The following is a 21,915-nucleotide window of genomic DNA, read 5'->3' on the forward strand; positions in this document are numbered from 1 at the left end:
CCGTCCGTCGTACACAGGGGCGAACCACCCCCTGCTGCGGGAGTCTTCAACGCTTCGGCGATCTGTTGCCAGACTTCATGGAGAAAGGATGCGTAAACGTGATGCTGTCTGGGGAGATCCGTTATCCGGACAGCGGGTAACAGGGTTCGGACGCAAACGAGTTGGGGCATTGAGGGCGCATCAGGACCATCCGGCCCTCTCTACGCGCGAAGAACCGCCCGGACGGACGGCGGACGGCGGATGTGTGAGACGCCGTCAGTACCGGCCGGACGCCGCCGGAGGGAAGCCGTACCCGGCCCCGGGAGCCTGGGCGGGGGCGGCGTGGGCCTCGCGGTCGTAGAAGGGGCGGGCGTTGGCGCGCAGCCACATCGCGACCGGGTCGTGCTCGTCGGACATCGCCACGGTCGACACCGGCAGTCCGTCCGGGACCGCGCCGATGGACTGCTGCATCATCGCGCGCACCGAGTCGACGGCGGGCGGAGAGGTGTCGTACACGTCGAGACCGATGGCGAGGTACGGCGCCCCGAGCGCGGGCTGCACCCAGGCGCGGCGCAGGGAGCGCACGGCCGGCGTGCGGTGGGCGTTCTGCGTGAGCAGGGCGTAGAACTGCGGGATCTCGATGGCCGGTTCGGACAGCCGGAGCGGCCCGGCGGGCTGGCGGTCGAGGCCGGTGGCGATGCGCCGCAGGTCGAGCCAGGGGATGCCGACGCCGCCGCCGGGGGCGTGCGGGTTGAGCCAGAGCCCGTAGTGGTCGGGGTACAGGGCGCGGGCCACCTCCAGGCCGTCGACCACCTCGTACGACCGGTTCCAGCCGCTGGCCGAGAGTTCCTGGGCGGAGGTGACGCAGGGGGCGTAGCCGTGGCCGTCGACCTCCATCGTCCCGTACTGGGCGTCCGGGGAGCCGGCCTGGCCGTGCCACAGCAGCATCCAGACCTGGCCGGAGGACGGGGTCGCGAGGGCGCGCAGGAGCGCCTCGTAGGCGTCGTAGCGCCCGGGCGTGACCTGGCGCAGCATGTGCTCGACCTGCCCGGTCGCGGCGGTGCCGCTCGCGCTCACCTCTTACCGCCCCTTCACGAAACGTGCCTGTGGACGTCCAGCTTAAGCCCGGCCGGGAGCCGGGGACTTGCCGTGGCCGGGCGTGCGGTCCCCGCGCCCCTTTGGCGGCTCACCGGGCCCGCGTGTAGAAGGGCCGCACCCGCTCGCGCAGCCAGTCGGCCACCGGGTCCTGGGCGATGTCCATGAGGATCAGGTTGACCTGCCACCGGACCGGCACCCGGCCCAGGGCGCGGCCGAGCGCGTCCAGGGGGCGCTCCCGCAGGTCGCCCTGCCAGTCGGAGAGCTCGACGCCCACGAACATCACCGGATCGGCGGTCTCGATCGCGGCCAGGCAGCGGCGGGCGGTCAGCACCACGCCGGCCCCGTCGAACTCGGCGGAGGCGGCGGAGAGGAAGTCCACCGGGTCGTCCTGCCAGTCGGGCTCGAACAGCCGGACCCGGCCACCGCTCGCCGGGCCCTCCAGCGGGCCGCGGCCGGCCCTGCACAGCTCCGCCACGGCGGGCGGCGGCAGCGGCACGCCGACGACGCCGTCCGGGTTGACGGCGATGCCGACCTGCGGGGGCAGGCCGCGGGCGAACTCCACGGCCGGGGCGACGGTGTACGACATGTGGGAGCCGACGACCTGGCGGAACTGCTCCTCGGAGCTGAAGACCGGCACGTACGCCTGGCCCTCGATCTCCAGCGCCGGCAGGTCGAGGGGGCCGCTGTGCGGGCCGCCGCCGTTGGGCAGCGGGACCCACACGAAGCTCCGGCCCAGCACCTCGATGATCCGGCCGCCCGCCGCCGGGCCGGCGCCGAGGGAGGCCGACAGCACCTCCTCCAGCTCGTTGCCGGGCCATCCCCCGTGCGGGTGAGGGTGCGCCTGCGCCGGGAAGTCCGCGGAGAAGCCCGCCGGGAAGTCCATCTGCCACCGCCTGCCTGGAACCACTGCTGGGGCTGAAAAGGCTACCCGTGCGGCCGCGCGGCCGGCTCAGCCCGTGAACCCGATGCGGCGCAGCGTGTCCGCCGCGTCCCGGTCGGCGAGGATCGCCGAGGCGCAGCCGGCGGGCAGCCGGCCCTCCTGGGCGGCGCTCAGCAGACGGGCGGTGGCCGTGCGGTGACGCCGGAAGGCGTACCGCGACACGCCGCGGCCGCGGTCGCGCTGGCCGGCCAGCGCCTGCTCGGGCGTGACGTCGAGCAGCAGCAGGTGCAGCGCGCCGCCCCGGCGGCGGGCCGCGCGGGCCAGCCAGCCGCGCACCCAGGCCTGCGTACCGCAGTCGTGGACGACGACGCCCTCGCCGGAGCGCAGTGCCCGGCGCAGTCCGGCGTAGTGGGAGAGGCGGACCAGGGGGCGGTAGACCGCGTACGGCACGAAGCGGGGCATGCGGCGGTCCCAGCGGTCGCGGGTGTCCTGGGAGTCGACGCGCGGGCCGCGCACCGTGCGCCGCATCAGCGTCGACTTGCCGCTGCCGGGCAGACCGGTGACCGCGACGATGTCGCGGGGCCCGAACAGCAGGGCGTGCGGGCTGCGGCCGGCGCGGTCGCGCAGATCGCGGACGACGGGTGCCGGCGACGGGCCACACGCCTCCCCGGCCAGGGCGGCGTGCCGCCCGGCCCGCACGCTGCCCGCGATGGTGGCGTACGCCGTGGTCCTGTTCACCGTGATCGTCCTCCCCTGGAGCCGGGTACGGAGTCCCCATCCCCGCCGAGTGTAAAGAGAAGGTAATGCCGGATGTCTCGTGTTTTCGTGCGTTTCCCGCAACAAGCCTGCTACAGGGTGCTGTGTCCGCCTGTGGACACAGCGCGCCCCCTGGGAAAGGTCCCCCTGCCGTGCCGGTCCGATGCGTGCAATGATGTGCGCGCCAACTGCATACCGGCCGTTTGAATCCGCGCGGGAGAGTTCCCGGCACCGCGAATGCCGGGGCGCCGAAGGAGCAAGTCCCTCCCTTGAATCTCTCAGGCCCCGTTACCGCGCGGGCGAGGCACATCTGAAAAGCGGGCCGCCGCGGCGGCCCCACCCAAGGTGCAAGCCAGGACCCCGCGGGGTCATGGCGAACCTCTCAGGTTCCGATGACAGATGGGGAGGACCTTTCCTCGCCCTTTCCCGCGCCCGGCGCCGCCCGTGCGCGGGGGCCCCATCGCCCTGGGAGACGACCGTCCGATGAGCAGTACCGAATCCCCCCGCCGTACCGCGCTCGACGCCGTGCACCGCGAGCTCGGCGCGACGATGACCGACTTCGCCGGCTGGGACATGCCCCTGCGCTACGGCTCCGAGCGCGACGAGCACCAGGCCGTGCGCACCCGGGCCGGCCTGTTCGACCTGTCCCACATGGGCGAGATCACCGTCACCGGCCCGCAGGCGGCCGCGCTGCTGGACTACGCCCTGGTGGGCGACCTCGGGGGCGTCGGGGCGGGCCGCGCCCGCTACACCATGATCTGCCAGGAGAACGGCGGCATCCTCGACGACCTGATCGTCTACCGGCTGGCCGAGGCGGAGTACCTGGTCGTCGCCAACGCCGCCAACGCCCAGGTGGTGCTGGACGCGCTCACGGAGCGTTCGGCCGGCTTCGACGCCGAGGTGCGCGACGACCGCGACGCCTACGCGCTGATCGCCGTCCAGGGCCCCGAATCGCCGGGCGTCCTCAAGGCCCTCACCGACGCCGACCTCGACGGCCTGAAGTACTACGCCGGCCTGCCGGGCACCGTCGCCGGCGTCCCGGCGCTGATCGCGCGCACCGGCTACACCGGCGAGGACGGCTTCGAGCTGTTCGTGAGCCCGGAGCACGCCGTGCGGCTGTGGCGGGCGCTGACCGAGGCGGGCGCGGGCGCCGGACTCGTGCCCTGCGGGCTGTCCTGCCGGGACACCCTGCGCCTGGAGGCGGGCATGCCGCTGTACGGGCACGAGCTGACCGCCTCGCTGACGCCCTTCGACGCCGGGCTCGGCCGGGTGGTGAAGTTCGGCAAGGAGGGCGACTTCGTGGGGCGGGCCGCGCTGGAGCGGGCCGCCGCCCGCTCCCGGGAGAACCCCCCGCGCGTCCTGGTCGGCCTGGTCGCCGAGGGCCGCCGCGTCCCGCGCGCCGGGTACCCGGTGGTCGCCGGCGGCGAGGTGATCGGCGAGGTCACCTCGGGCGCCCCCTCCCCCACCCTCGGCAGGCCGATCGCGATGGCCTACGTCGACGCGGCGCACGCGGCCCCCGGCACGCCCGGCGTCGGCGTGGACATCCGGGGCACCCACGAGCCGTACGAGGTCGTGGCGCTGCCGTTCTACAAGCGGCGCGCGTGACGCGCCGGTGACACCGCCGTAAGCGCCCGGGACACCGTCCCGGAGGTGATGTCGGGCACATCGTCCCTGTTCATGTGCGCTTTTTGCAGCCCTCCATTCACCATCACTCCCTCGCGTACAGGAGAATTCAGGCCATGAGCAACCCCCAGCAGCTGCGCTACAGCAAGGAGCACGAGTGGCTGTCGGCCGCCGAGGACGGCGTCGCGACGGTCGGCATCACGGAGCACGCGGCCAACGCGCTCGGTGACGTCGTCTTCGTCCAGCTCCCGGAGGTCGGTGACACCGTGACCGCGGGCGAGACCTGCGGCGAGCTGGAGTCGACCAAGTCCGTCTCCGACCTGTACTCCCCCGTCTCCGGCGAGGTCACCGAGATCAACGAGGCCGTGGTCGACGACCCGTCGCTGGTGAACTCGGCGCCCTTCGAGGGCGGCTGGCTGTTCAAGGTGCGCGTCACCGACGAGCCGGCCGACCTGCTCTCCGCCGACGAGTACGCCGCCCACACCGCCGGCTGAGGAGCCCGCCCCGATGACTGTCCTCGACACGCCCCTGCACGCGCTCGACCCGGAGGTCGCCGCCGCCGTCGACGCCGAGCTGCGCCGCCAGCAGTCCACCCTGGAGATGATCGCCTCGGAGAACTTCGCCCCGGTCGCGGTCATGCAGGCGCAGGGCTCGGTCCTGACCAACAAGTACGCCGAGGGCTACCCGGGCCGCCGCTACTACGGCGGCTGCGAGCACGTCGACGTGGTCGAGCAGATCGCCGTCGACCGGGTCAAGGAGCTCTTCGGCGCCGAGCACGCCAACGTCCAGCCGCACTCGGGCGCCCAGGCCAACGCGGCCGCGATGTTCGCGCTGCTGAAGCCCGGCGACACGATCATGGGTCTGGACCTCGCGCACGGCGGGCACCTGACCCACGGCATGAAGATCAACTTCTCCGGCAGGCTGTACGACGTCGTCGCCTACCACGTGGGCGAGGACGGCCTGGTCGACATGGCCGAGGTCGAGCGGCTGGCGAAGGAGAACAGGCCGAAGCTGATCGTCGCCGGCTGGTCGGCCTACCCGCGGCAGCTGGACTTCGCCGCGTTCCGCCGGATCGCGGACGAGGTCGGCGCGTACCTCATGGTCGACATGGCGCACTTCGCGGGCCTGGTGGCGGCCGGGCTGCACCCGAACCCGGTCCCGCACGCCCACGTGGTCACCACGACCACCCACAAGACGCTGGGCGGCCCGCGCGGCGGGGTGATCCTGTCCACGGCCGACCTGGCCAAGAAGATCAACTCCGCGGTCTTCCCCGGCCAGCAGGGCGGCCCGCTGGAGCACGTGATCGCCGCCAAGGCGGTCGCCTTCAAGGTCGCGGCGGGCGAGGACTTCAAGGAGCGGCAGCGCCGTACCCTGGAGGGCGCGCGCATCCTCGCCGAGCGCCTGGTGCGCGACGACGTCGCCGGGCACGGCGTGTCCGTCCTGTCCGGCGGCACGGACGTCCACCTGGTCCTGGTCGACCTGCGCCGCTCCGAGCTGGACGGGCAGCAGGCCGAGGACCGCCTGCACGAGGTCGGCATCACCGTCAACCGCAACGCCGTCCCGAACGACCCGCGGCCGCCGATGGTGACGTCGGGCCTCAGGATCGGCACGCCCGCCCTGGCGACCCGCGGCTTCACCGCCGAGGACTTCGCCGAGGTCGCGGACGTCATCGCCGAGGCGCTGAAGCCGTCCTACGACGCCGAGGCGCTCGGGGCCCGGGTGAAGGCGCTGGCCGACCGGCACCCGCTGTACCCCGGCCTGTCCAAGTAAGTCCCCGACGGGGCGCCCGGCCCGCGTTCCGGCCGGGCGCCCCGCCACCCCCCGTCCCCAGGAGTCCACCGTGGCCCTCTCGGTCTTCGACCTGTTCTCGATCGGCATCGGCCCGTCCAGCTCCCACACGGTGGGCCCGATGCGGGCGGCCCGCATGTTCGCCCGCCGGCTGCGGGGTGCGGGGCTCCTGGACTCCGTCGCCTCGGTGCGGTCCGAGCTGTACGGATCCCTCGGCGCGACCGGCCACGGCCACGGCACCCCCAAGGCCGTCCTGCTCGGCCTGGAGGGGGACTCGCCGCGCACGGTGGACGTGGAGACGGCGGACGAACGGGTGGAGGCGATCAAGGCCCGGGGCCGTCTGCGGCTCCTCGGCGAGCACGAGATCGCGTTCGACTTCGACGCCGACCTGGTGCTGCACCGCCGCAAGGCCCTCCCCTACCACGCGAACGGCATGACCCTGGGGGCGTACGACGCCTCGGGCGCGGAACTGCTGTCGAAGACGTACTACTCGGTGGGCGGCGGCTTCGTCGTCGACGAGGACGCGGTGGGCGCCGACCGCATCCGGCTCGACGACACGGTCCTGAAGTACCCCTTCCGCACCGGTGACGAGCTGCTGCGCCTGACGAAGGAGACCGGCCTGTCCATCTCCTCGCTGATGCTGGAGAACGAGCGGGCCTGGCGCACCGAGGAGGAGATCCGCGCGGGCCTGCTGGAGATCTGGCGGGTGATGCGGGCGTGCGTGGCGCGCGGCATGTCCCGCGAGGGCATCCTGCCGGGCGGCCTGCGGGTGCGCCGCCGCGCCGCCGTCACCGCCCGCCAGCTGCGCGCGGAGGGCGACCCGGCGGCCCGCGCGATGGAGTGGATCACGCTCTACGCGATGGCGGTGAACGAGGAGAACGCGGCCGGCGGCCGGGTCGTCACCGCCCCCACCAACGGCGCGGCCGGCATCATCCCGGCCGTCCTGCACTACTACATGAACTTCGTGCCCGGCGCCGACGAGGACGGCGTGGTCCGCTTCCTGCTCGCCGCGGGCGCCATCGGCATGCTCTTCAAGGAGAACGCCTCCATCTCCGGCGCCGAGGTCGGCTGCCAGGGCGAGGTCGGCTCCGCCTGCTCGATGGCGGCGGGCGCGCTCGCCGAGGTGCTGGGCGGCACGCCCGAGCAGGTCGAGAACGCCGCGGAGATCGGCATGGAGCACAACCTCGGCCTGACCTGCGACCCGGTCGGCGGTCTCGTCCAGATCCCGTGCATCGAGCGCAACGGCATGGCCGCGGTCAAGGCGGTCACCGCCGCCCGCATGGCCATGCGCGGCGACGGCTCGCACAAGGTGTCCCTCGACAAGGTCATCAAGACGATGAAGGACACCGGCGCCGACATGTCGGTGAAGTACAAGGAGACCGCGCGGGGCGGGCTGGCCGTCAACATCATCGAGTGCTGAGCCGGCGCCGTATCGCCTCGACGGATGCGGGGAATAACCAACTCCTGTTCCCTCGCAGCCACTTCAGGGAGGCCCCGCATGCTGCGCGGCATCGATGTCAGCTCCTACCAGTCCTCCTCCTACGACACGGACGGCCTCTCCTTCGTCTTCATCAAGGCGACGGAGGGCCGTTCGTACGTCAATCCCAAGCTCGCCGCCCAGACCGAGCGGGCCCGTGCGGCCGGACTCGTGGTCGGCTTCTACCACTTCCTGTGGCCGGGCAACCTGACGGCCCAGGCCGAGTACTTCGTCGGCAGGGCCCCCGAGCGGGCCGGTGACATCCTCGCCGTCGACTGGGAGACCACCGGCGACGGGACCCACGCGACCAACGCCGAGAAGGACCGCTTCATCCGCAAGGTGAAGGAGCTGCGGCCGGACAACCGGGTCATCCTGTACTGCAACCGGAACTACTGGCTCAACGTCGACACCACGTCCTACGCCGGCGACGGCCTGTGGATCGCCGACTACGTCACCGCCGGCAAGCCCCGGATCAAGGCCAGGTGGCGCTTCCACCAGTACACCGACGATCCACTGGACCAGAACGTCGCCGACTTCGCCGACGAGGCGGCGCTGCGGGACTGGGCTACGCCCTGAAGTCCGCCGGACGCTCGGGGGAGGCCTCCGTCAGGGCCTTGCCGACCTCCGCGACGCCGCCCCGCAGGCCGTAGACCGGGGTGCCCGGCTGCTGGCGCCAGGAGTCGTCCAGGCCGCCCGCGTCCACGGTGTCGAAGCCGAGCTCGTCGATCAGGGCGCGGACCTTCGCCTTGGCCGCCTCGTCGTCGCCCGCGACCGGGAGGGCCAGGCGGTCGGGGGCGCCCGCCGGGCGGGGGCGGTCCAGGATGTCCTGGGCGTAGGTGCCGTTGAACGCCTTGATCACGGGGTGGCCGATCCGGCGTTCGGTCCAGCGGCTCTCGGTGAGGCCCTCGTCCTCGATCTCCGCGATCCTGCCGTCCCGCTCCTTGGGGTAGTAGTTGCCGGTGTCGATGACGGCGACGCCGTCCGCGGCCTCGTCGAGCAGCCCGGCGGGCAGGTCCGGGACCGCCTTCACGGGGACCGCGACGACCACCACCTCGGCGCCGCGCGCCGCCTCCTCCACCGGCACGGGCCGCGCGCCGGTCTCCTCGGCCAGCGCCGTGAGCGTGTGCGGACCGCGGGAGTTGGCGACGAAGACGTCGTGGCCGAGGGCGGTGAGCCGCCGGGTGAGGTTGCCGCCGATGTTGCCCGCTCCGATGATGCCGATCCTCATGTCCCGCTTACCTGGCCTTTCCGGGTCCGGTGTACGGCGGAGCCGGACGGCTCCGTCTCTGCCGGGGCCAACCCCGGGGCCGGGCGGGCTATTCCGGTGCCCGGCGAACGGGTGACGGCGCCCTCGGGGCCCGCGGGACGCGCCGGCCGGCCCCCGTCAGGCGGGGGGCGTCCCGGGTGCGGCCGAGGCCGCCGGGGACCCCGGCGGGCTTCCCTCCCGGCCGCCGAACGGATCCTCCAGCTCCCGGCGCAGCACCTGCTCCGCCGTCTCCGCGTCCCCGTCCTCGACGGCCCGGGCCAGGGCCTCGTGGGCGGCGTCGGCGACGTCGGGGTCGGCGGCGCGCAGGCCGGTCAGGGCCAGCAGCTCGATCAGGCCCTCGCGCAGCACGGGGACGAACCCGGTGAACAGGTCGGCGAGCACGGGGTTGTGGGCGGCGGCGACCACGGCCGTGTGGAAGGCGATGTCGGCGTCGACGAAGGCCGCGTCGTCCAGGGCGGCGGCGGCGCGGCGGCCCGCCAGGGCGGCCCGTATCGCGGCGACGTCCTCGTCGGTGCGGCGCAGCGCGGCCAGCCGGCCCGCGTGCACCTCGACCGCCATGCGGACCTCGTAGACGTCGGTCACCGCGGCCCGGCGCAGCCGGGCGGGCCAGTCCTCGGCGGGCTCGGTGGCGACGACGAAGACGCCGGCGCCCTGGCGGGCCCGCACCAGGCCGGCGCCCGCGAGGGCGCGCAGCGCCTCCCGGACGGTGGAGCGGCCCACTCCGAGCTCCTTGGCCAGGGTGGTCTCGCCGGGCAGCCGGGTGCCGACCGGCCAGTGGCCGCCGGTGATCTGCTCGCGCAGCCGGGCGGCGGCCTGTTCGACCAGGGGGCTGGGGCGGACGGCACCGAGGGGCATGGGGGTCACCTGTCGACGGGGGCTGCTGCGGGCTCGCCGGGAGGAGCTCACTTGTCTGAGGACCTGAGGGGTGGATAGCGTACCGGGCATGATGCCCCACGCTCCCCTTCCGGCGGCACGGCGATGACCGAGGTCCTGCGCGCCGAGGACGTGCACGTCGTCCGCGACGGCCGGCCGATCCTGCGGGAGGTCTCCCTCACCGTGCGCGCCGGCGAGCACTGGGCGCTGCTCGGCGCCAACGGCGCGGGCAAGTCCACGCTGCTCAGCCTGCTCGGCGCCCTGGTCCATCCCACCCGCGGCACGGTGGAGGTGCTCGGCCGCCGCCTGGGCCGCGTCGACCTGCGCGAGCTGCGCGCGTACGTCGGCCATGTCGACCCCCGCCATCCGCTCGTCTCGCCGCTGCGGGTCCGGGACGTCGTCCTGACCGGGCTGACCAACTCCGTGGAGCCGCTTCCCCGCTGGCGGCCGACCCCCGGGCAGCGGGAGCGGGCCGAGCGGCTGATCGGCACCCTGGGGCTCGCCGGGCTGGCCGAGGCGCGCTGGCCCACGCTCTCCCAGGGCCAGCGCGGCCGGACCCTGATCGCGCGCGCCCTCATGCCCGAGCCCCGGCTGCTGCTGCTCGACGAACCGGCCACCGGGCTCGATCTGCCGGGCCGGGAACAGCTGCTCGGCGCACTGGAGGAGCTGCGCCGGGACCATCCGCGCCTGGCGACGGTCCTGGTCACCCATCACCTGGAGGAGCTGCCCGCCGGCACCACCCACGCCCTGCTGCTGCGCGACGGCATGCCCCTCGCGCAGGGCCCGGTGGCCGACGTGCTCACCAGCGACCAGGTCGGCAAGTGCTTCGACCTCCCGCTGGTCCTGGACCGGCACGACGGCCGCTGGAGCGTGCGGGTCCGGCGCCGGACGTGACGGAAGGGGCGCCCGCCGCCGGCCGGCCGGGCGCCCCTTCCGCGCGCCCCACGTGGCCGAGCCACGCGAGGCGGGGTCGCGTCACTTGTTCAGGTACGTCCAGAACTCGTCGAACGACAGCAGCTTGTCGCCGTCGAGGTCGCGGCTGGCGATGATCGCCTCGGCCACCGTCTCGGTGACGTTCCAGTCGCCGCCCTGGGCCAGGGCGGCCTTGAACTCGGCGGCGGTGACGAATCCGTCCCCGTCCGTGTCGATCCGCTCGAACTGCTTGCGTGCTTCCTCGATGTCCGCCACCGGTCCGCCCCTCGTGTCGTGCTGTGCGTTGCGCTCTGACGCAGGTCAGATTAACTGCCCGCCCGGGGCTCCGGTGCGGCGGCCACCCGGGCGGACTCCTCGCGGTGCGGCGCCGGTTCCCGGCCGCCGGGCGTGCGCGCCGGGCGCCGCGCCGCCCCGGAGATCCGTCCGAGGGCCCCTAACGGTCCGTCACCTTCATCTCGAACCAGGTGGTCTTGCCCCGCGGCAGCAGGTCGACCCCCCACCGGTCGGACAGCCGGTCGACGAGGAAGAGCCCCCGCCCGCTGAGGTCCGTCTCCTGCACCGGCATCAGACAGGGCAGTCCCCGGGAGGGGTCGCGGACCTCGACGCGGACCCGGCCGCGGAAGCGGCGCATACGGAGGCCGAAGACACGGGCTCCGGTGTGGCGTACGGCGTTGCCCACCAGCTCGGAGACGAGGAGGACGACGTCCTCCGTGATCCTGGGACCGAGCCCCCACTGGCGCAGGACCACCATCTGGGCCAGTCTGCGGGCGACGGCCGCGGACTCGGGGCGGGACGGCAGCGGAACTTCGCCTTCCGTCGGGTTGCCGAACAACTCCAGCGCTTCCAGGGCGCATTCGTCCTCGATCGCCGGCGACCAGCGCGCCGTGGTGGCACGGCCGTGTCCCCTCGGCTGTTCCCTACCCTCCAGCCCCGCCATGCCCCCCATCATGGCCGTCCGGCCCGTCCTCCGGGGCCGTTCCCGGGGAATACCTCCGGGGCGGCCGCCCCCTCCCGCACCGCCGACGGCACGTCCCGCCGGCGGCGCGGCACCGGCCGGACCCTGCCCCCACCTGCCGGAACGACCCGCCCGGCGGCAACCGGCGGGTCCCCTCGGCAAGGCGGGCCCAGGACCGCTCGACGCTGCCGCGAACCGCCCCTTCGAGGGAACCGGACGGGGCGGTCAGAGGAACTCGGCCTTCCCCGGCCCCTCCGTCACGAAGCTGCGCATGCCGCGCTCGCGGTCCTCCGTGGCGAACAGCCCGGCGAACCAGTTCCGTTCGACGGCGAGACCGGTGTCGATGTCCGTCTCCAGCCCGGTGTCGACGGCCTCCTTCGCCGCGCGCAGCGCGATCGCCGGTCCCCGCGCGAGTCTCGCGGCCCAGGCGTGCGCCTCGGCGTACACCTCGGCGGCCGGGACGACCCGGTCCACCAGGCCCAGCGCCAGCGCCTCGTCGGCCTTCACCTGACGGCCCGTGAAGATCAGGTCCTTGGCCCTGGAGGGGCCGATCAGGCGGGCCAGGCGCTGGGTGCCGCCCGCGCCCGGGATCAGACCGAGCAGGATCTCCGGCTGGCCCAGCCTGGCGTTGTCGGCGGCGATGCGGTAGTCGGCGCACAGGGCGAGCTCGCAGCCGCCGCCGAGGGCGTAGCCGGTGACGGCTGCCGCGACCGGCTTGGGGATGCGGGCGACCGCCGTGAACGCGTCCTGCAGGGCGCGGGCGCGCAGCACCATGGCCGTGTGGTCCATGGTCTGCATCTCCTTGATGTCCGCGCCCGCGGCGAACACCTTCTCGCCGCCGTAGATCACCACGGCGCGCACGTCCGCGCGGCGCGCGGCCTCCTCGGCGAGCTCCTTGAGCCGGTCCTGCGTGGCGATGTCCAGCGCGTTCATGGGCGGGCGGTCCAGACGCAGGGTGCCGACGCCGTCCGCGACTTCGAGATTCACGGTCATGCAGGCAGGTTAACGGGCACTAACGGCAACGGGCCCGGTGTGGTGGATCACACCGGGCCCGTACGTCACGCGGGGGATCGCGCCCGCGCCGGACGGCCTACGCCTTCCACTTCTCCCAGGACATGTTCCAGCCGTTGAGCCCGTTGTCCGGGTCGACGGTCCGGTCGTCCGAGTTCTTGACGATCACCACGTCGCCGATCATGGAGTTGTCGAAGAACCAGGCGCCCGGCGCGCTCTTGTCGTAGCCGCCGCGCACGTCGCGCAGGCCGATGCAGCCGTGGCTGGCGTTGTAGTTGCCGAAGGCGCCGCCGCCCCAGTAGTTGCCGTGCAGGAAGGTGCCGGAGGTGGTCAGGCGCATGGCGTGCGGGACGTCCTTGATGTCGTACTCGCCGCCGTAGCCGACCGTCTCGCCGTTCATCCGGGTCACCGCGAGCTTCTCGCTGATGACCATCTGGCCGTTCCAGGTCTCCATGCCGGGCTTGCCGGTGGTGACGGGGATGGTCCTGATCACCTTGCCGTCCCGCGTGACCTTCATCGTGAGCTTCTCGGCGTCGACCACGGAGACCTGGCTGCGGCCGATGGTGAAGGAGACGGTCCTGGACTGCTTGCCGTAGACGCCGTCGCGGCCCTCGACGCCGTCGAGGGCGAGGTCGACGGTGACCTTGGTGCCGGGCTTCCAGTACTTCTCGGGGCGGAAGTCGAGGCGGTCGTTGCCGAACCAGTGGCCCTCGACCTCGACGGCCGGCTCGGTCCTGACGGTGATGGCCTTCTCGACCTCCTCGGGGCGGGTGATGCCCCGGCTGAAGCGGAGGGAGAACGGCATGCCCACCCCGACGGTGGAGCCGTCCTCGGGGGTGAAGGTGCCGATGAAGGTGTTCTTCGGGGTGAGCGTCGTGAAGCGGGAGTCCTCGGCGGCCGTACGGCCCTCGGCGTCCTCGGCGACCGCGTGCACCGTGTACGTGGTGGAGGCGGCCAGGTGGGTGGACGGCGTCCAGGTGGTGCCGTCGCCGGACATCCTCCCGGCGACCTCGCGGCCCTCGCCGTCCTTGACCTCCACCTCGGTCAGCCTGCCCCTGGCGGCGCTGACCTCGAGGGCGCCGCTGGTGTCGACGGAACGGGCGCCGTCCTTCGGGGCGATGCTGACGACGGCCTCGGACTGCTTGCTCCGCACCGCGCCCGGGTTCTCGCCCCTGCCGTCACCGGATCCCGGACCGGGCTCCGGGTTCCCCCCGCCGCAGGCGGTGCCGGCCAGCAGCAGGACGCCGAGCATCAGCGCCAGCGGTCCCCTGCGCCCCCGCCCCCGCACGCCGGCCGGCGTCCTCGATATCGGTCGCACGTTCAAGTCGTCTCCCCTCCCCGGCCCTGACCGGGCCCGCGCCCCGGCGCGTCCCGCGCGCGCACCGGCGCATAGTAACCACAAGATCAGGAGCGTCGGCGGTCCACGACTGTCACCGTTCCGTACCGGCTTCGCCGGGGAGGCGGGCCGCCCCGCCCCCCCTGCCGGGTCACTTCACCGCGCTGCCCGCCTTCCACGCCCTCCAGCTCATGTTCCAGCCTCCGAGCCCGTTGTCGGGGGCGACCTTCCCGTCCTTGCTGCGGACGACCTCGACGACGTCCCCGACGAGGCTGCGGTCGAAGAACCAGCCCGCCGGGGTGTCCGAGCCGCCGCCCTTCACATCGCGCAGGCCCACGCAGCCGTGGCTGACGTTGGACCGGCCGAAGACGTCGGCGGGCGCCCAGTAGTTGCCGTGCAGGAAGGTGCCGGAGGTGGTCAGGCGCATGGCGTGCGGGACGTCCGGGATGTCGTACTCGCCCTTGCCGTCGGCCTTCTTGAAGCCGACCGTGGCGCCGTTCATCCGGGTCAGTTCGAGCATCTCGGTGACCACCATCTTGCCGTTGTAGGTGGCGGTCCCCGGGGCGCCGGCGGTGATCGGCACCGTGGCGAGCAGCTCGCCGTCCCGGTGGACCCGCATGGTGTGCTCGGCCGCGTCGACCACGGAGACCTGGCTGCGGCCGACGGTGAAGGAGTACGTCCGGTACTGCAGCCCGTACACCCCGGGCGCTCCCTCGACGTCGCGGAAGCGCAGGCGGACGGTGACCCTGGTGCCGGGCTTCCAGTACTTCTCGGGGCGGAAGTCCAGGCGGTCGTCGCCGAACCAGTGGGGGCGGATCTCGACGGCCGGGTCCGCCGTCACCCGGACGGCGCGCTCGACGGCGGCGCGGCGGGTGATCCTCCGGTTGAACTCCACGGAGACGATCATTCCGGTGCCGACCGTGGCGCGGTTCTCGGGGGTGACGTACCCGATGAAGCGCTCCCGGGGGACCTGGGTGGTGAAGGTGGCGTGCCGGGCGGAGCGGTGGCCGTGCCGGTCCACGGCCACCGCGTCGACCGTGTACGCGGCGGCCGGCGCCAGCCGCCCGTCGGCGGGCTCCCAGCGCCGGCCGTCGGCGGTGATCCGTCCGGGGACCGGCGTCTCCCGGGCGTCCTGGGACCTGACGACCCTCACCGACTCCAGCCGCCCGCCGGACACCCGCACCGAGAGCCGTTCGTCCCGTCCCACCCCCTTGCTGCCGTCGTCCGGCGTGATGCGGATGACCTCCTCGGGCGCCGGGGGCGCGCCGCGCCCGTCCACGCGTTCCGAAGTGCAGCCGGCGGTCCCCGCCAGCAGTCCTGCCCATGTCAGTACGGCGGCCAGCGCGGCCCCCGCGCGCCGCGCGCGCCCTTGTACGTGCCTCACGTCCACCCCAACGACCGGGCCCGCCCCGGGGAAACGTGAGTGCGAGGCAAGCTCTGGGCAGAACAGGGGGGAGGACGGCGCGAGGGGGTGCCGCGGACGGACGCCGTACGGCATCCTTCGCACGTCGTCCCATGAGCCGTGGGAGGCTGACAGGTGTCCAGCGCAGCCGAGCAGGAGGCGGTGGCCGGCCAGGGCCCCGCCGGGGGCCCGCGCCCCGCCGCCGTCGTGAACGGCACGCCGCGCAGGGCGCCGGACGCGCCCGCGTGGCCGGGTGCGCCGACGCCGCTGGGCGCCCGGTTCCGGACCGGCCCGGACGGCGTGGCGGGGACCAACTTCGCGTTGTGGGCGGGCGGGGCGGAGGCGGTCGACCTGTGCCTGTTCGACGCCCGCGGGGTGGAGAGCCGGGTGCGGCTGACCGAGCTGACGCACGAGATCTGGCACGGCTTCGTGCCGGGCGTGCTGCCGGGCCAGCGCTACGGCTACCGGGTGCACGGCCGCTGGGACCCGTGGACCGGCGCCCGCTGGAACCCGGCGAAGCTGCTGCTCGACCCGTACGCGCGCGCGGTGGACGGCGACTACGCCCCGTCCGGGCTGGCGCCGGAGCTGTACGGGCACGTGCGGGACTGGCCGGAGCAGCACGTCGCGGACACCGTGCGCGACGACCGGGACTCGGCGCCGTACGTGCCCAAGGGCGTCGTCGTCCAGGACCACGACGACTGGTCGGACGACCGCCGCCCCAGGACGCCGTGGGCGGACTCGGTCATCTACGAGCTGCACGTCAAGGGCTTCACCCGGCTGCACCCCGGCGTCCCCGAGGAGCTGCGCGGCACCTACGCGGGCCTGGCGCACCCGGCGGCGGTCGAGCACCTGGTGAAGCTGGGCGTGACGGCGGTGGAGCTGCTGCCGGTGCACCAGTTCGCGCACGAGGACCACCTGCTGCGGCGGGGCCTGCGCAACTACTGGGGCTACAACTCCATCGGCTACTTCGCCCCGCACGCCGCCTACGCGGCGTCCGGCACCGCCGGCCAGCAGGTCGGCGAGTTCAAACGGATGGTGCGCGCGCTGCACGCGGCGGGCATCGAGGTCATCCTCGACGTGGTCTACAACCACACCGCGGAGGCCGGCGAGTACGGCCCCACCCTGTCCCTGAAGGGCATCGACAACCGCCGCTACTACCGCCTCCAGCCCGACGCCCGCCGGTACGCCGACTACACCGGCTGCGGCAACACCCTGCACGTGGTCCAGCCGCACGTGCTGCGCCTGATCACCGACTCGCTGCGCTACTGGGTGACGGAGATGGGCGTGGACGGCTTCCGCTTCGACCTGGCGGCGGCGCTGGCCCGCTCGATGCACGACGTCGACATGCTCTCCCCGTTCCTCGCGGTGATCGCCCAGGACCCGGTGCTGCGGCGGGCGAAATTGATCGCCGAGCCGTGGGACGTGGGGTCGGGCGGCTACCAGGTGGGCGCGTTCCCGCCGCTGTGGACGGAGTGGAACGACCGCTACCGCAACGCCGTGCGGGACTTCTGGCGGCACGCGCTGCCGGACGTGCGGGAGATGGGCTACCGGCTGTCGGGCTCCAGCGACCTGTACGCCTGGGGCGGGCGGCGCCCGTACGCCTCGGTCAACTTCGTCACCGCGCACGACGGGTTCACCCTGCGGGACCTGGTCAGCTACGAGCGCAAGCACAACGAGGCCAACGGCGAGGGCAACCGGGACGGCAGCGACGACAACCGCGCCTTCAACTGCGGCGCCGAGGGGGAGACGGACGACGAGGGGATACGCGCGCTCCGGCGGCGGCAGCTGCGGAACCTGCTGACCACGCTGCTGCTGTCGACGGGCGTGCCGATGCTGGTCGCGGGCGACGAGCTGGGGCGGACCCAGCGCGGCAACAACAACGCCTACTGCCAGGACAACGAGATCGGCTGGGTGGACTGGAGCCTGCTGGACGACCCCGGCTGGCGGGCCCTGTTCGACCTGACCTCCCGGCTGATCGGGCTGCGCCACCGGCACCCGGTGCTGCGCCGCCGCGCCTTCTTCTCCGGCCGGGCGCACTCCGCGGACGGCCTGCGCGACCTGGCCTGGTTCACCTCCCGGGGCACGGAGATGACGCAGGGGGACTGGTACGCGCCCGCCGCCACGCTCGGCATGTACCTGTCCGGGCGGGACATCCCGGGCCGGGACGAGCGCGGCGAGGCGATCGTCGACGACAGCTTCCTGGCCGTGCTGCACGCCGGGGAGCGGCCGGTGGAGTTCGTCCTGCCGGGACCGCCGTGGGCGGAGCGGTACGAGGTGGTCGTCGACACCGGCCGGGAGGAGCAGGCCGGGGCGCCGGGCGTGGAGCACCCGGCGGGCACGGCGATCACGGTGCCGGCGCGGACGGTGCTGCTGCTGCGGGTGGCGGGGTGAGGGCCGCCGGCCGGAGGCGGCCCGGCAGGGGGCGGCGGGCGGGCCGCAGCCCGGTCCCGGTTGGCCCGGACGGGCGGTCCGGCGGCGGAGCGGGACCTGCCGGTCCGGCCGGTGCGGGCGCCGAACCGGCAGGTCGCGGGGTCGGCGGCGGACCGGGGCCCGGCCGAAACCCGGTGGGCAGCGTCGGCGGCGGTCCGTAGGCTCGCTGCTGATGCCCACGACACACGCACCCGCCCAGGAAGCCCAGGACCGTTCCGGCCGTTCCGCCGTGCGCTCGCTGCTGCGGCTGTGGCCGTACGTGCGGCCCGTGCGGGCGCGGCTGTTCACCGCGGCGTTCGTCGCGGTCGTCGCCTCCTGCGTGGGGCTGGTGATCCCGTTCGTCCTGAAGTGGATGGTGGACGGGCCGATCGCCGACCGGGACCCGGCGGGCGTGTGGCTCGGGGCGCTGTACCTGCTGCTGCTCGGCTTCGCGGAGGCGCTGCTGTTCGGGCTGCGGCGGTGGCTGGTGGCCCGGCCGCTGTCGCGCGTCGAGGCGGAGATGCGGGCGGAGCTGTACCGGCATCTGCAGCGGCTGCCGGTCGCCTTCCACGACCGGTGGCCGTCGGGGCAGCTGCTGTCGCGCGGCACGACGGATCTGATGCTGCTGCGGATGTTCCTCGCCTTCCCGCTGACGTTCCTGCTGGTCAACGGCGTGACCATCCTGATCGGCGTGATCATCATGCTGGTGCAGGACTGGCTGCTGGGACTGGTGATCCTCGGGCCCGCCGTCCCGGTGGTCGTCACCTGCGCGATCTTCGAGCGGCGGTACGCCCGGGTGGCGCGGCTCGCGCAGGACCAGGTCGGCGACCTGACGACGGTGGTCGAGGAGAGCGTGCTCGGCATCCGGATCATCAAGGGGTTCGGACGCCACCGCAGCCAGGCGCGGGCCTTCGCGCAGCTGTCGCGGACGCTGCGCGGGACCGAGCTGCGCAAGGCGCGGCTGCTCGCCTCGATCTGGGGCGTCATCGTGACGCTGCCGGAGGTGGCGATCGGGGCGGCGCTGGTGCTGGGCGCGGTGCGGGTCGCCGACGGGGAGCTGTCGGCGGGGACGCTGGTGGCCTTCCTGTCGACCGCGCTGGCGCTGCGCTGGCCCGTGGACTCCATCGGGTTCCTGCTGGCGATGAGCCAGGAGGCGGCGACGGCGACGGAGCGGTACTTCGAGGTGATGGACGCGGAGCCGGAGCCCCCGGGGCGGCCGGCCGCGCCCTCCCCCGCCGTCCCGGCCCGGCGGGACGGCCTGCGCTTCCACGCCGTCCGGTTCCGCTACCCCGACGCCCCGCCCGGCTCCCCGCCCGTCCTCGACCGCGTCGACCTGCACATCCGCCCCGGCGAGTCCCTGGCCCTGGTGGGCGCCACCGGCAGCGGCAAGACCACGCTCACCGCGCTCGTCCCCCGCCTGCACGAGGTGACGTCGGGGCGGATCACGCTCGACGGCGTGGACATCCGGGACATGCCCCGCGAGGAACTGCGCGCGAAGGTCGCCGTCGCCTTCGAGGAACCCACCCTGTTCTCCGCCAGCGTCGCGGAGAACGTGCTGATGGGCGCGGGCGACGGCGCGGGCCCGGCGGAGCTGGAGCGGGCGCTGGCGGTGGCGCAGGCCGACTTCGTCCACGCCCTCCCGCAGGGCGCCGGCACCCAGGTCGGCGAGCAGGGCCTGAGCCTGTCCGGCGGGCAGCGGCAGCGGCTGGCGCTGGCCCGGGCGGTCGTCGGGCGGCCCGCGTTCCTGGTGCTCGACGACCCGCTGTCCGCGCTGGACGTGCACACCGAGGCCGCCGTGGAGGCCGCGCTGCGGCAGGTGCTGGCGGACACCACGGCGCTGATCGTGGCGCACCGCCCGTCCACCGTGCTGCTCGCCGACCGGGTCGCCCTGCTCTCCGGCGGCCGGATCGCCGCCGTCGGCACCCACCACGACCTGCTGCGCGACAACGCCGAGTACGCCCATCTGATGGCCGGGACCGAGGAGGCCGACCGATGACGGCGCCGACGACGACCGCACCGGAGCAGGAGCAGCCGGCCGAGGAGGCGCGGCACGCCGACGCCTTCGACCGGGACGTGCTGCCCTCTCCCCCGGGCGCCACCGCCGCCCTGCTGCGCTCCCTGCTCGCCCCGATGAAGGCCCGCGTCGCCCTGACGGCCCTGCTGCTGCTGCTCCAGCAGGCGGCCGTGCAGGCGGGCCCGCTGCTGGTGGCGTACGCCATCGACCACGCCGTGCCCGCGCTGCGCGACCACGACCACGGGCCGCTGGTCGCGGTGGCGGCGGGCTACCTGCTGTGCGCGGTGGCCTCCGGCGGACTGCAGTACGCGTTCATCGCCGTCTCCGCCCGCGTCAACCAGGACGTGCTGCTCGACCTGCGCGGCCGGATCTTCCGCCACGCGCAGGCCCTCAGCGTCGACTTCCACGAGCGCTACACCTCGGGCCGGCTGATCTCCCGCTCCACCACGGACGTGGAGTCGCTGCGCGAGCTGCTCGAAGAGGGCCTGCAGGAGCTGGTCACCGTCGTGCTGTCCTTCGTCTCCATCTCGGCGATGCTGCTCTGGCTCGACCTGGGCCTGGGCGCCGTCGCGGTGGCGTCCTTCGGACCGCTGTACGCGCTGGTGCGGAGCTACCGGCGGCGGGCGGGCCGGGTGTACCGGAAGCGGTCGACGGCCATCGCCGCGGTGATCGTGAAGTTCGTGGAGACGATGAACGGCATCCGGCCGGTGCGCGCCTTCCGCCGCGAGGCCGCCAACGACGCCGCCTTCCGCGACCTCAACCGGCGGCACGAGCGCGCCAACGGCGACGCGCTGCTGGAGATGGCCCGCTACGTCACCGGTTCGCGGCTGGTCGCCAACACGGCCGTCGCGGCGATCGTGCTGTGGGGCGCCCACCGGGTCGCGGACGGCACGCTGGCCCTCGGGGTGCTGGCGGCGGCGGTGCTGTACCTGCGCCGGCTGTACGACCCCATCGACCGGCTCGGCATGTTCCTGAACTCTTACCAGTCGGCGGCGGCCTCGCTGGAGAAGATCGCGGGGCTGCTGGCGCAGACGCCGTCCGTGCCCGAGCCGTCGGCGCCGAAGCGGCTGCCGCCGCCGAGGTCGCAGCAGCCCGGCCGGGAGGTCGTCTTCGACGGCGTCCGCTTCGCCTACCGCACCGGCGGCGAGGTGCTGCCCCGCTTCGACCTCACCCTCCCGGCCGGGCAGACGGTCGCGGTCGTCGGCACCACCGGCGCGGGCAAGTCGACCCTGGCCAAGCTGCTCGCCCGCTTCTACGACCCCTCCGCGGGGCGGGTGCTGCTCGACGGCGTCGACCTGCGCGACCTGGCCGTGCCCGAGCTGCGGCGCGGGGTGGTGATGGTGACGCAGGAGGCGTTCCTGTTCTCCGGCACGGTCGCCGAGAACATCGCCATCGGCCGCCCGGACGCCTCCCGCGCGGAGATCGAGCGGGCCGCGAAGGCGATCGGCGCGCACGACTTCATCAGCGCGCTGCCCGACGGCTACGACACCGACGTGCGCAAGCGGGGCGGCCGCATCTCCGCCGGGCAGCGCCAGCTGGTGGCGTTCGCGCGGGCGTTGCTCGCCGACCCCGCCGTGCTGATCCTCGACGAGGCGACCAGCTCGCTGGACGTCCCCGGCGAGAGGGCCGTGCAGCGGGCCATGGCGACCGTGCTGCGGGGGCGCACGGCGGTCGTCATCGCGCACCGGCTGTCGACCGTGGAGATCGCGGACCGGGTGCTGGTCATGGAGCGGGGCCGGATCGTCGAGGACGGCAGCCCGGCCGAACTGATCGCCGGCACGGGCCGGTTCGCCCAGCTGCACCGGGCCTGGCGGGACAGTCTGGCGTAGGCCGGCGGGGGCCCGGAGCGGCCGGCGCCCGCGGCCGCGCGTCCGCGCGCCGACCGTGGGCTTCCGGGCGGCGGACCGCTTCCGGCGTTTCCCGACGCGCTCCTGACGCTTTCCAACACGCCCCGCCGGCCGGGAACGCCGCCGCTCGCGGGCGGCGCCGCCGCCGGCCCGCCGGGCGCTCCGGGGGGTTCACCGTTCGGTCAACTTTTGGTCAACATCATCGGCGCGATCCTGACATGGACACGCCCTGAGTGCCAGGCTTCCCCCACCCGCCGCACCAGCACC

Annotated in this window: 19 protein-coding genes and 2 riboswitches; of the genes, 9 read left to right on the forward strand and 10 right to left on the reverse strand. The window is 74.0% G+C overall.

What is annotated here, in order from left to right; translation table 11 throughout:
- Positions 1–255 precede the first annotated feature (255 nt).
- The 3 genes from ABD363_RS21550 to ABD363_RS21560 form a co-directional block, all read right to left on the reverse strand.
- Positions 256–1,056, reverse strand: coding sequence for an enhanced serine sensitivity protein SseB C-terminal domain-containing protein (locus ABD363_RS21550; RefSeq protein ID WP_344606056.1), 801 nt, complete (start codon positions 1,054–1,056; stop codon positions 256–258).
- Between the two features lie 109 nt (positions 1,057–1,165).
- On the reverse strand, positions 1,166–1,960 hold the full coding sequence (locus ABD363_RS21555) for an enhanced serine sensitivity protein SseB (protein WP_344606058.1): 795 nt from the start codon (positions 1,958–1,960) through the stop codon (positions 1,166–1,168).
- Positions 1,961–2,026: 66 nt separating this feature from the next.
- Entirely contained in the window at positions 2,027–2,695 is a 669-nt protein-coding gene (locus tag ABD363_RS21560) for an AAA family ATPase (protein WP_344606060.1), read from the reverse strand.
- A gap of 222 nt (positions 2,696–2,917) precedes the next feature.
- A riboswitch (glycine riboswitch) is annotated at positions 2,918–3,017 on the forward strand.
- Positions 3,018–3,122, forward strand: a riboswitch (glycine riboswitch).
- A gap of 74 nt (positions 3,123–3,196) precedes the next feature.
- Between ABD363_RS21560 and gcvT the strand changes: the two genes are divergently transcribed.
- The 5 genes from gcvT to ABD363_RS21585 all read left to right on the forward strand — a co-directional run bounded on the left by gcvT (position 3,197) and on the right by ABD363_RS21585 (position 8,177).
- Positions 3,197–4,318 carry a glycine cleavage system aminomethyltransferase GcvT gene (gene gcvT, locus ABD363_RS21565; protein WP_344606062.1) on the forward strand — a complete coding sequence of 374 codons (1,122 nt, stop codon included), beginning with the start codon at positions 3,197–3,199 and terminating at the stop codon, positions 4,316–4,318.
- 134 nt (positions 4,319–4,452) lie between these two features.
- On the forward strand, positions 4,453–4,830 hold the full coding sequence (gene gcvH / locus ABD363_RS21570; protein ID WP_344606064.1) for a glycine cleavage system protein GcvH: 378 nt from the start codon (positions 4,453–4,455) through the stop codon (positions 4,828–4,830).
- A gap of 13 nt (positions 4,831–4,843) precedes the next feature.
- Positions 4,844–6,106 (forward strand): serine hydroxymethyltransferase, encoded by a 1,263-nt coding sequence (gene glyA, locus ABD363_RS21575; RefSeq protein WP_344606066.1) that lies wholly within the window; start codon positions 4,844–4,846, stop codon positions 6,104–6,106.
- Between the two features lie 70 nt (positions 6,107–6,176).
- The gene (locus ABD363_RS21580) at positions 6,177–7,544 is read left to right on the forward strand and encodes an L-serine ammonia-lyase (protein ID WP_344606069.1); all 1,368 of its coding nucleotides are present in this window, start codon (positions 6,177–6,179) and stop codon (positions 7,542–7,544) included.
- A 78-nt stretch (positions 7,545–7,622) separates the two neighbouring features.
- Complete coding sequence (locus ABD363_RS21585) at positions 7,623–8,177, forward strand: glycoside hydrolase family 25 protein (protein ID WP_344606071.1); 555 nt, start codon at positions 7,623–7,625, stop codon at positions 8,175–8,177.
- On the opposite strand, the gene ABD363_RS21590 is transcribed toward ABD363_RS21585, so the two are convergent.
- Positions 8,167–8,829 (reverse strand): NADPH-dependent F420 reductase, encoded by a 663-nt coding sequence (locus ABD363_RS21590; RefSeq protein ID WP_344606073.1) that lies wholly within the window; start codon positions 8,827–8,829, stop codon positions 8,167–8,169. The genes ABD363_RS21585 and ABD363_RS21590 overlap by 11 nt on opposite strands.
- A 156-nt stretch (positions 8,830–8,985) precedes the next feature.
- Complete coding sequence (locus tag ABD363_RS21595; RefSeq protein WP_344606075.1) at positions 8,986–9,723, reverse strand: FadR/GntR family transcriptional regulator; 738 nt, start codon at positions 9,721–9,723, stop codon at positions 8,986–8,988.
- 123 nt (positions 9,724–9,846) lie between these two features.
- Between ABD363_RS21595 and ABD363_RS21600 the strand changes: the two genes are divergently transcribed.
- Positions 9,847–10,635 carry an ABC transporter ATP-binding protein gene (locus tag ABD363_RS21600; protein ID WP_344606077.1) on the forward strand — a complete coding sequence of 263 codons (789 nt, stop codon included), beginning with the start codon at positions 9,847–9,849 and terminating at the stop codon, positions 10,633–10,635.
- A gap of 81 nt (positions 10,636–10,716) precedes the next feature.
- Here ABD363_RS21600 and ABD363_RS21605 read toward each other — a convergent pair whose 3' ends face one another.
- From ABD363_RS21605 to ABD363_RS21625, 5 genes are all read right to left on the reverse strand, one after another.
- Positions 10,717–10,929, reverse strand: coding sequence for an EF-hand domain-containing protein (locus tag ABD363_RS21605; protein WP_344606079.1), 213 nt, complete (start codon positions 10,927–10,929; stop codon positions 10,717–10,719).
- 178 nt (positions 10,930–11,107) lie between these two features.
- Complete coding sequence (locus tag ABD363_RS21610) at positions 11,108–11,611, reverse strand: ATP-binding protein (RefSeq protein ID WP_344606081.1); 504 nt, start codon at positions 11,609–11,611, stop codon at positions 11,108–11,110.
- A 243-nt stretch (positions 11,612–11,854) separates the two neighbouring features.
- Entirely contained in the window at positions 11,855–12,622 is a 768-nt protein-coding gene (locus ABD363_RS21615; RefSeq protein ID WP_344606083.1) for an enoyl-CoA hydratase/isomerase family protein, read from the reverse strand.
- 97 nt (positions 12,623–12,719) lie between these two features.
- On the reverse strand, positions 12,720–13,964 hold the full coding sequence (locus ABD363_RS21620; protein ID WP_425578011.1) for a L,D-transpeptidase: 1,245 nt from the start codon (positions 13,962–13,964) through the stop codon (positions 12,720–12,722).
- Positions 13,965–14,127: 163 nt separating this feature from the next.
- Entirely contained in the window at positions 14,128–15,360 is a 1,233-nt protein-coding gene (locus ABD363_RS21625) for a L,D-transpeptidase (RefSeq protein ID WP_344606085.1), read from the reverse strand.
- A 153-nt stretch (positions 15,361–15,513) separates the two neighbouring features.
- Between ABD363_RS21625 and glgX the strand changes: the two genes are divergently transcribed.
- From glgX to ABD363_RS21640, 3 genes are all read left to right on the forward strand, one after another.
- Positions 15,514–17,769, forward strand: coding sequence for a glycogen debranching protein GlgX (gene glgX, locus ABD363_RS21630; protein ID WP_344606087.1), 2,256 nt, complete (start codon positions 15,514–15,516; stop codon positions 17,767–17,769).
- 211 nt (positions 17,770–17,980) lie between these two features.
- Positions 17,981–19,783, forward strand: coding sequence for an ABC transporter ATP-binding protein (locus ABD363_RS21635; RefSeq protein ID WP_344606089.1), 1,803 nt, complete (start codon positions 17,981–17,983; stop codon positions 19,781–19,783).
- Positions 19,780–21,630: an ABC transporter ATP-binding protein gene (locus ABD363_RS21640; protein WP_344606091.1), complete on the forward strand. Its 1,851-nt coding sequence runs from the start codon at positions 19,780–19,782 to the stop codon at positions 21,628–21,630. The genes ABD363_RS21635 and ABD363_RS21640 overlap by 4 nt, the downstream gene beginning before the upstream one ends.
- Positions 21,631–21,915: the final 285 nt, after the last annotated feature.

Source organism: Streptomyces glaucus (assembly GCF_039533365.1).
GTDB lineage: Bacteria > Actinomycetota > Actinomycetes > Streptomycetales > Streptomycetaceae > Streptomyces > Streptomyces glaucus.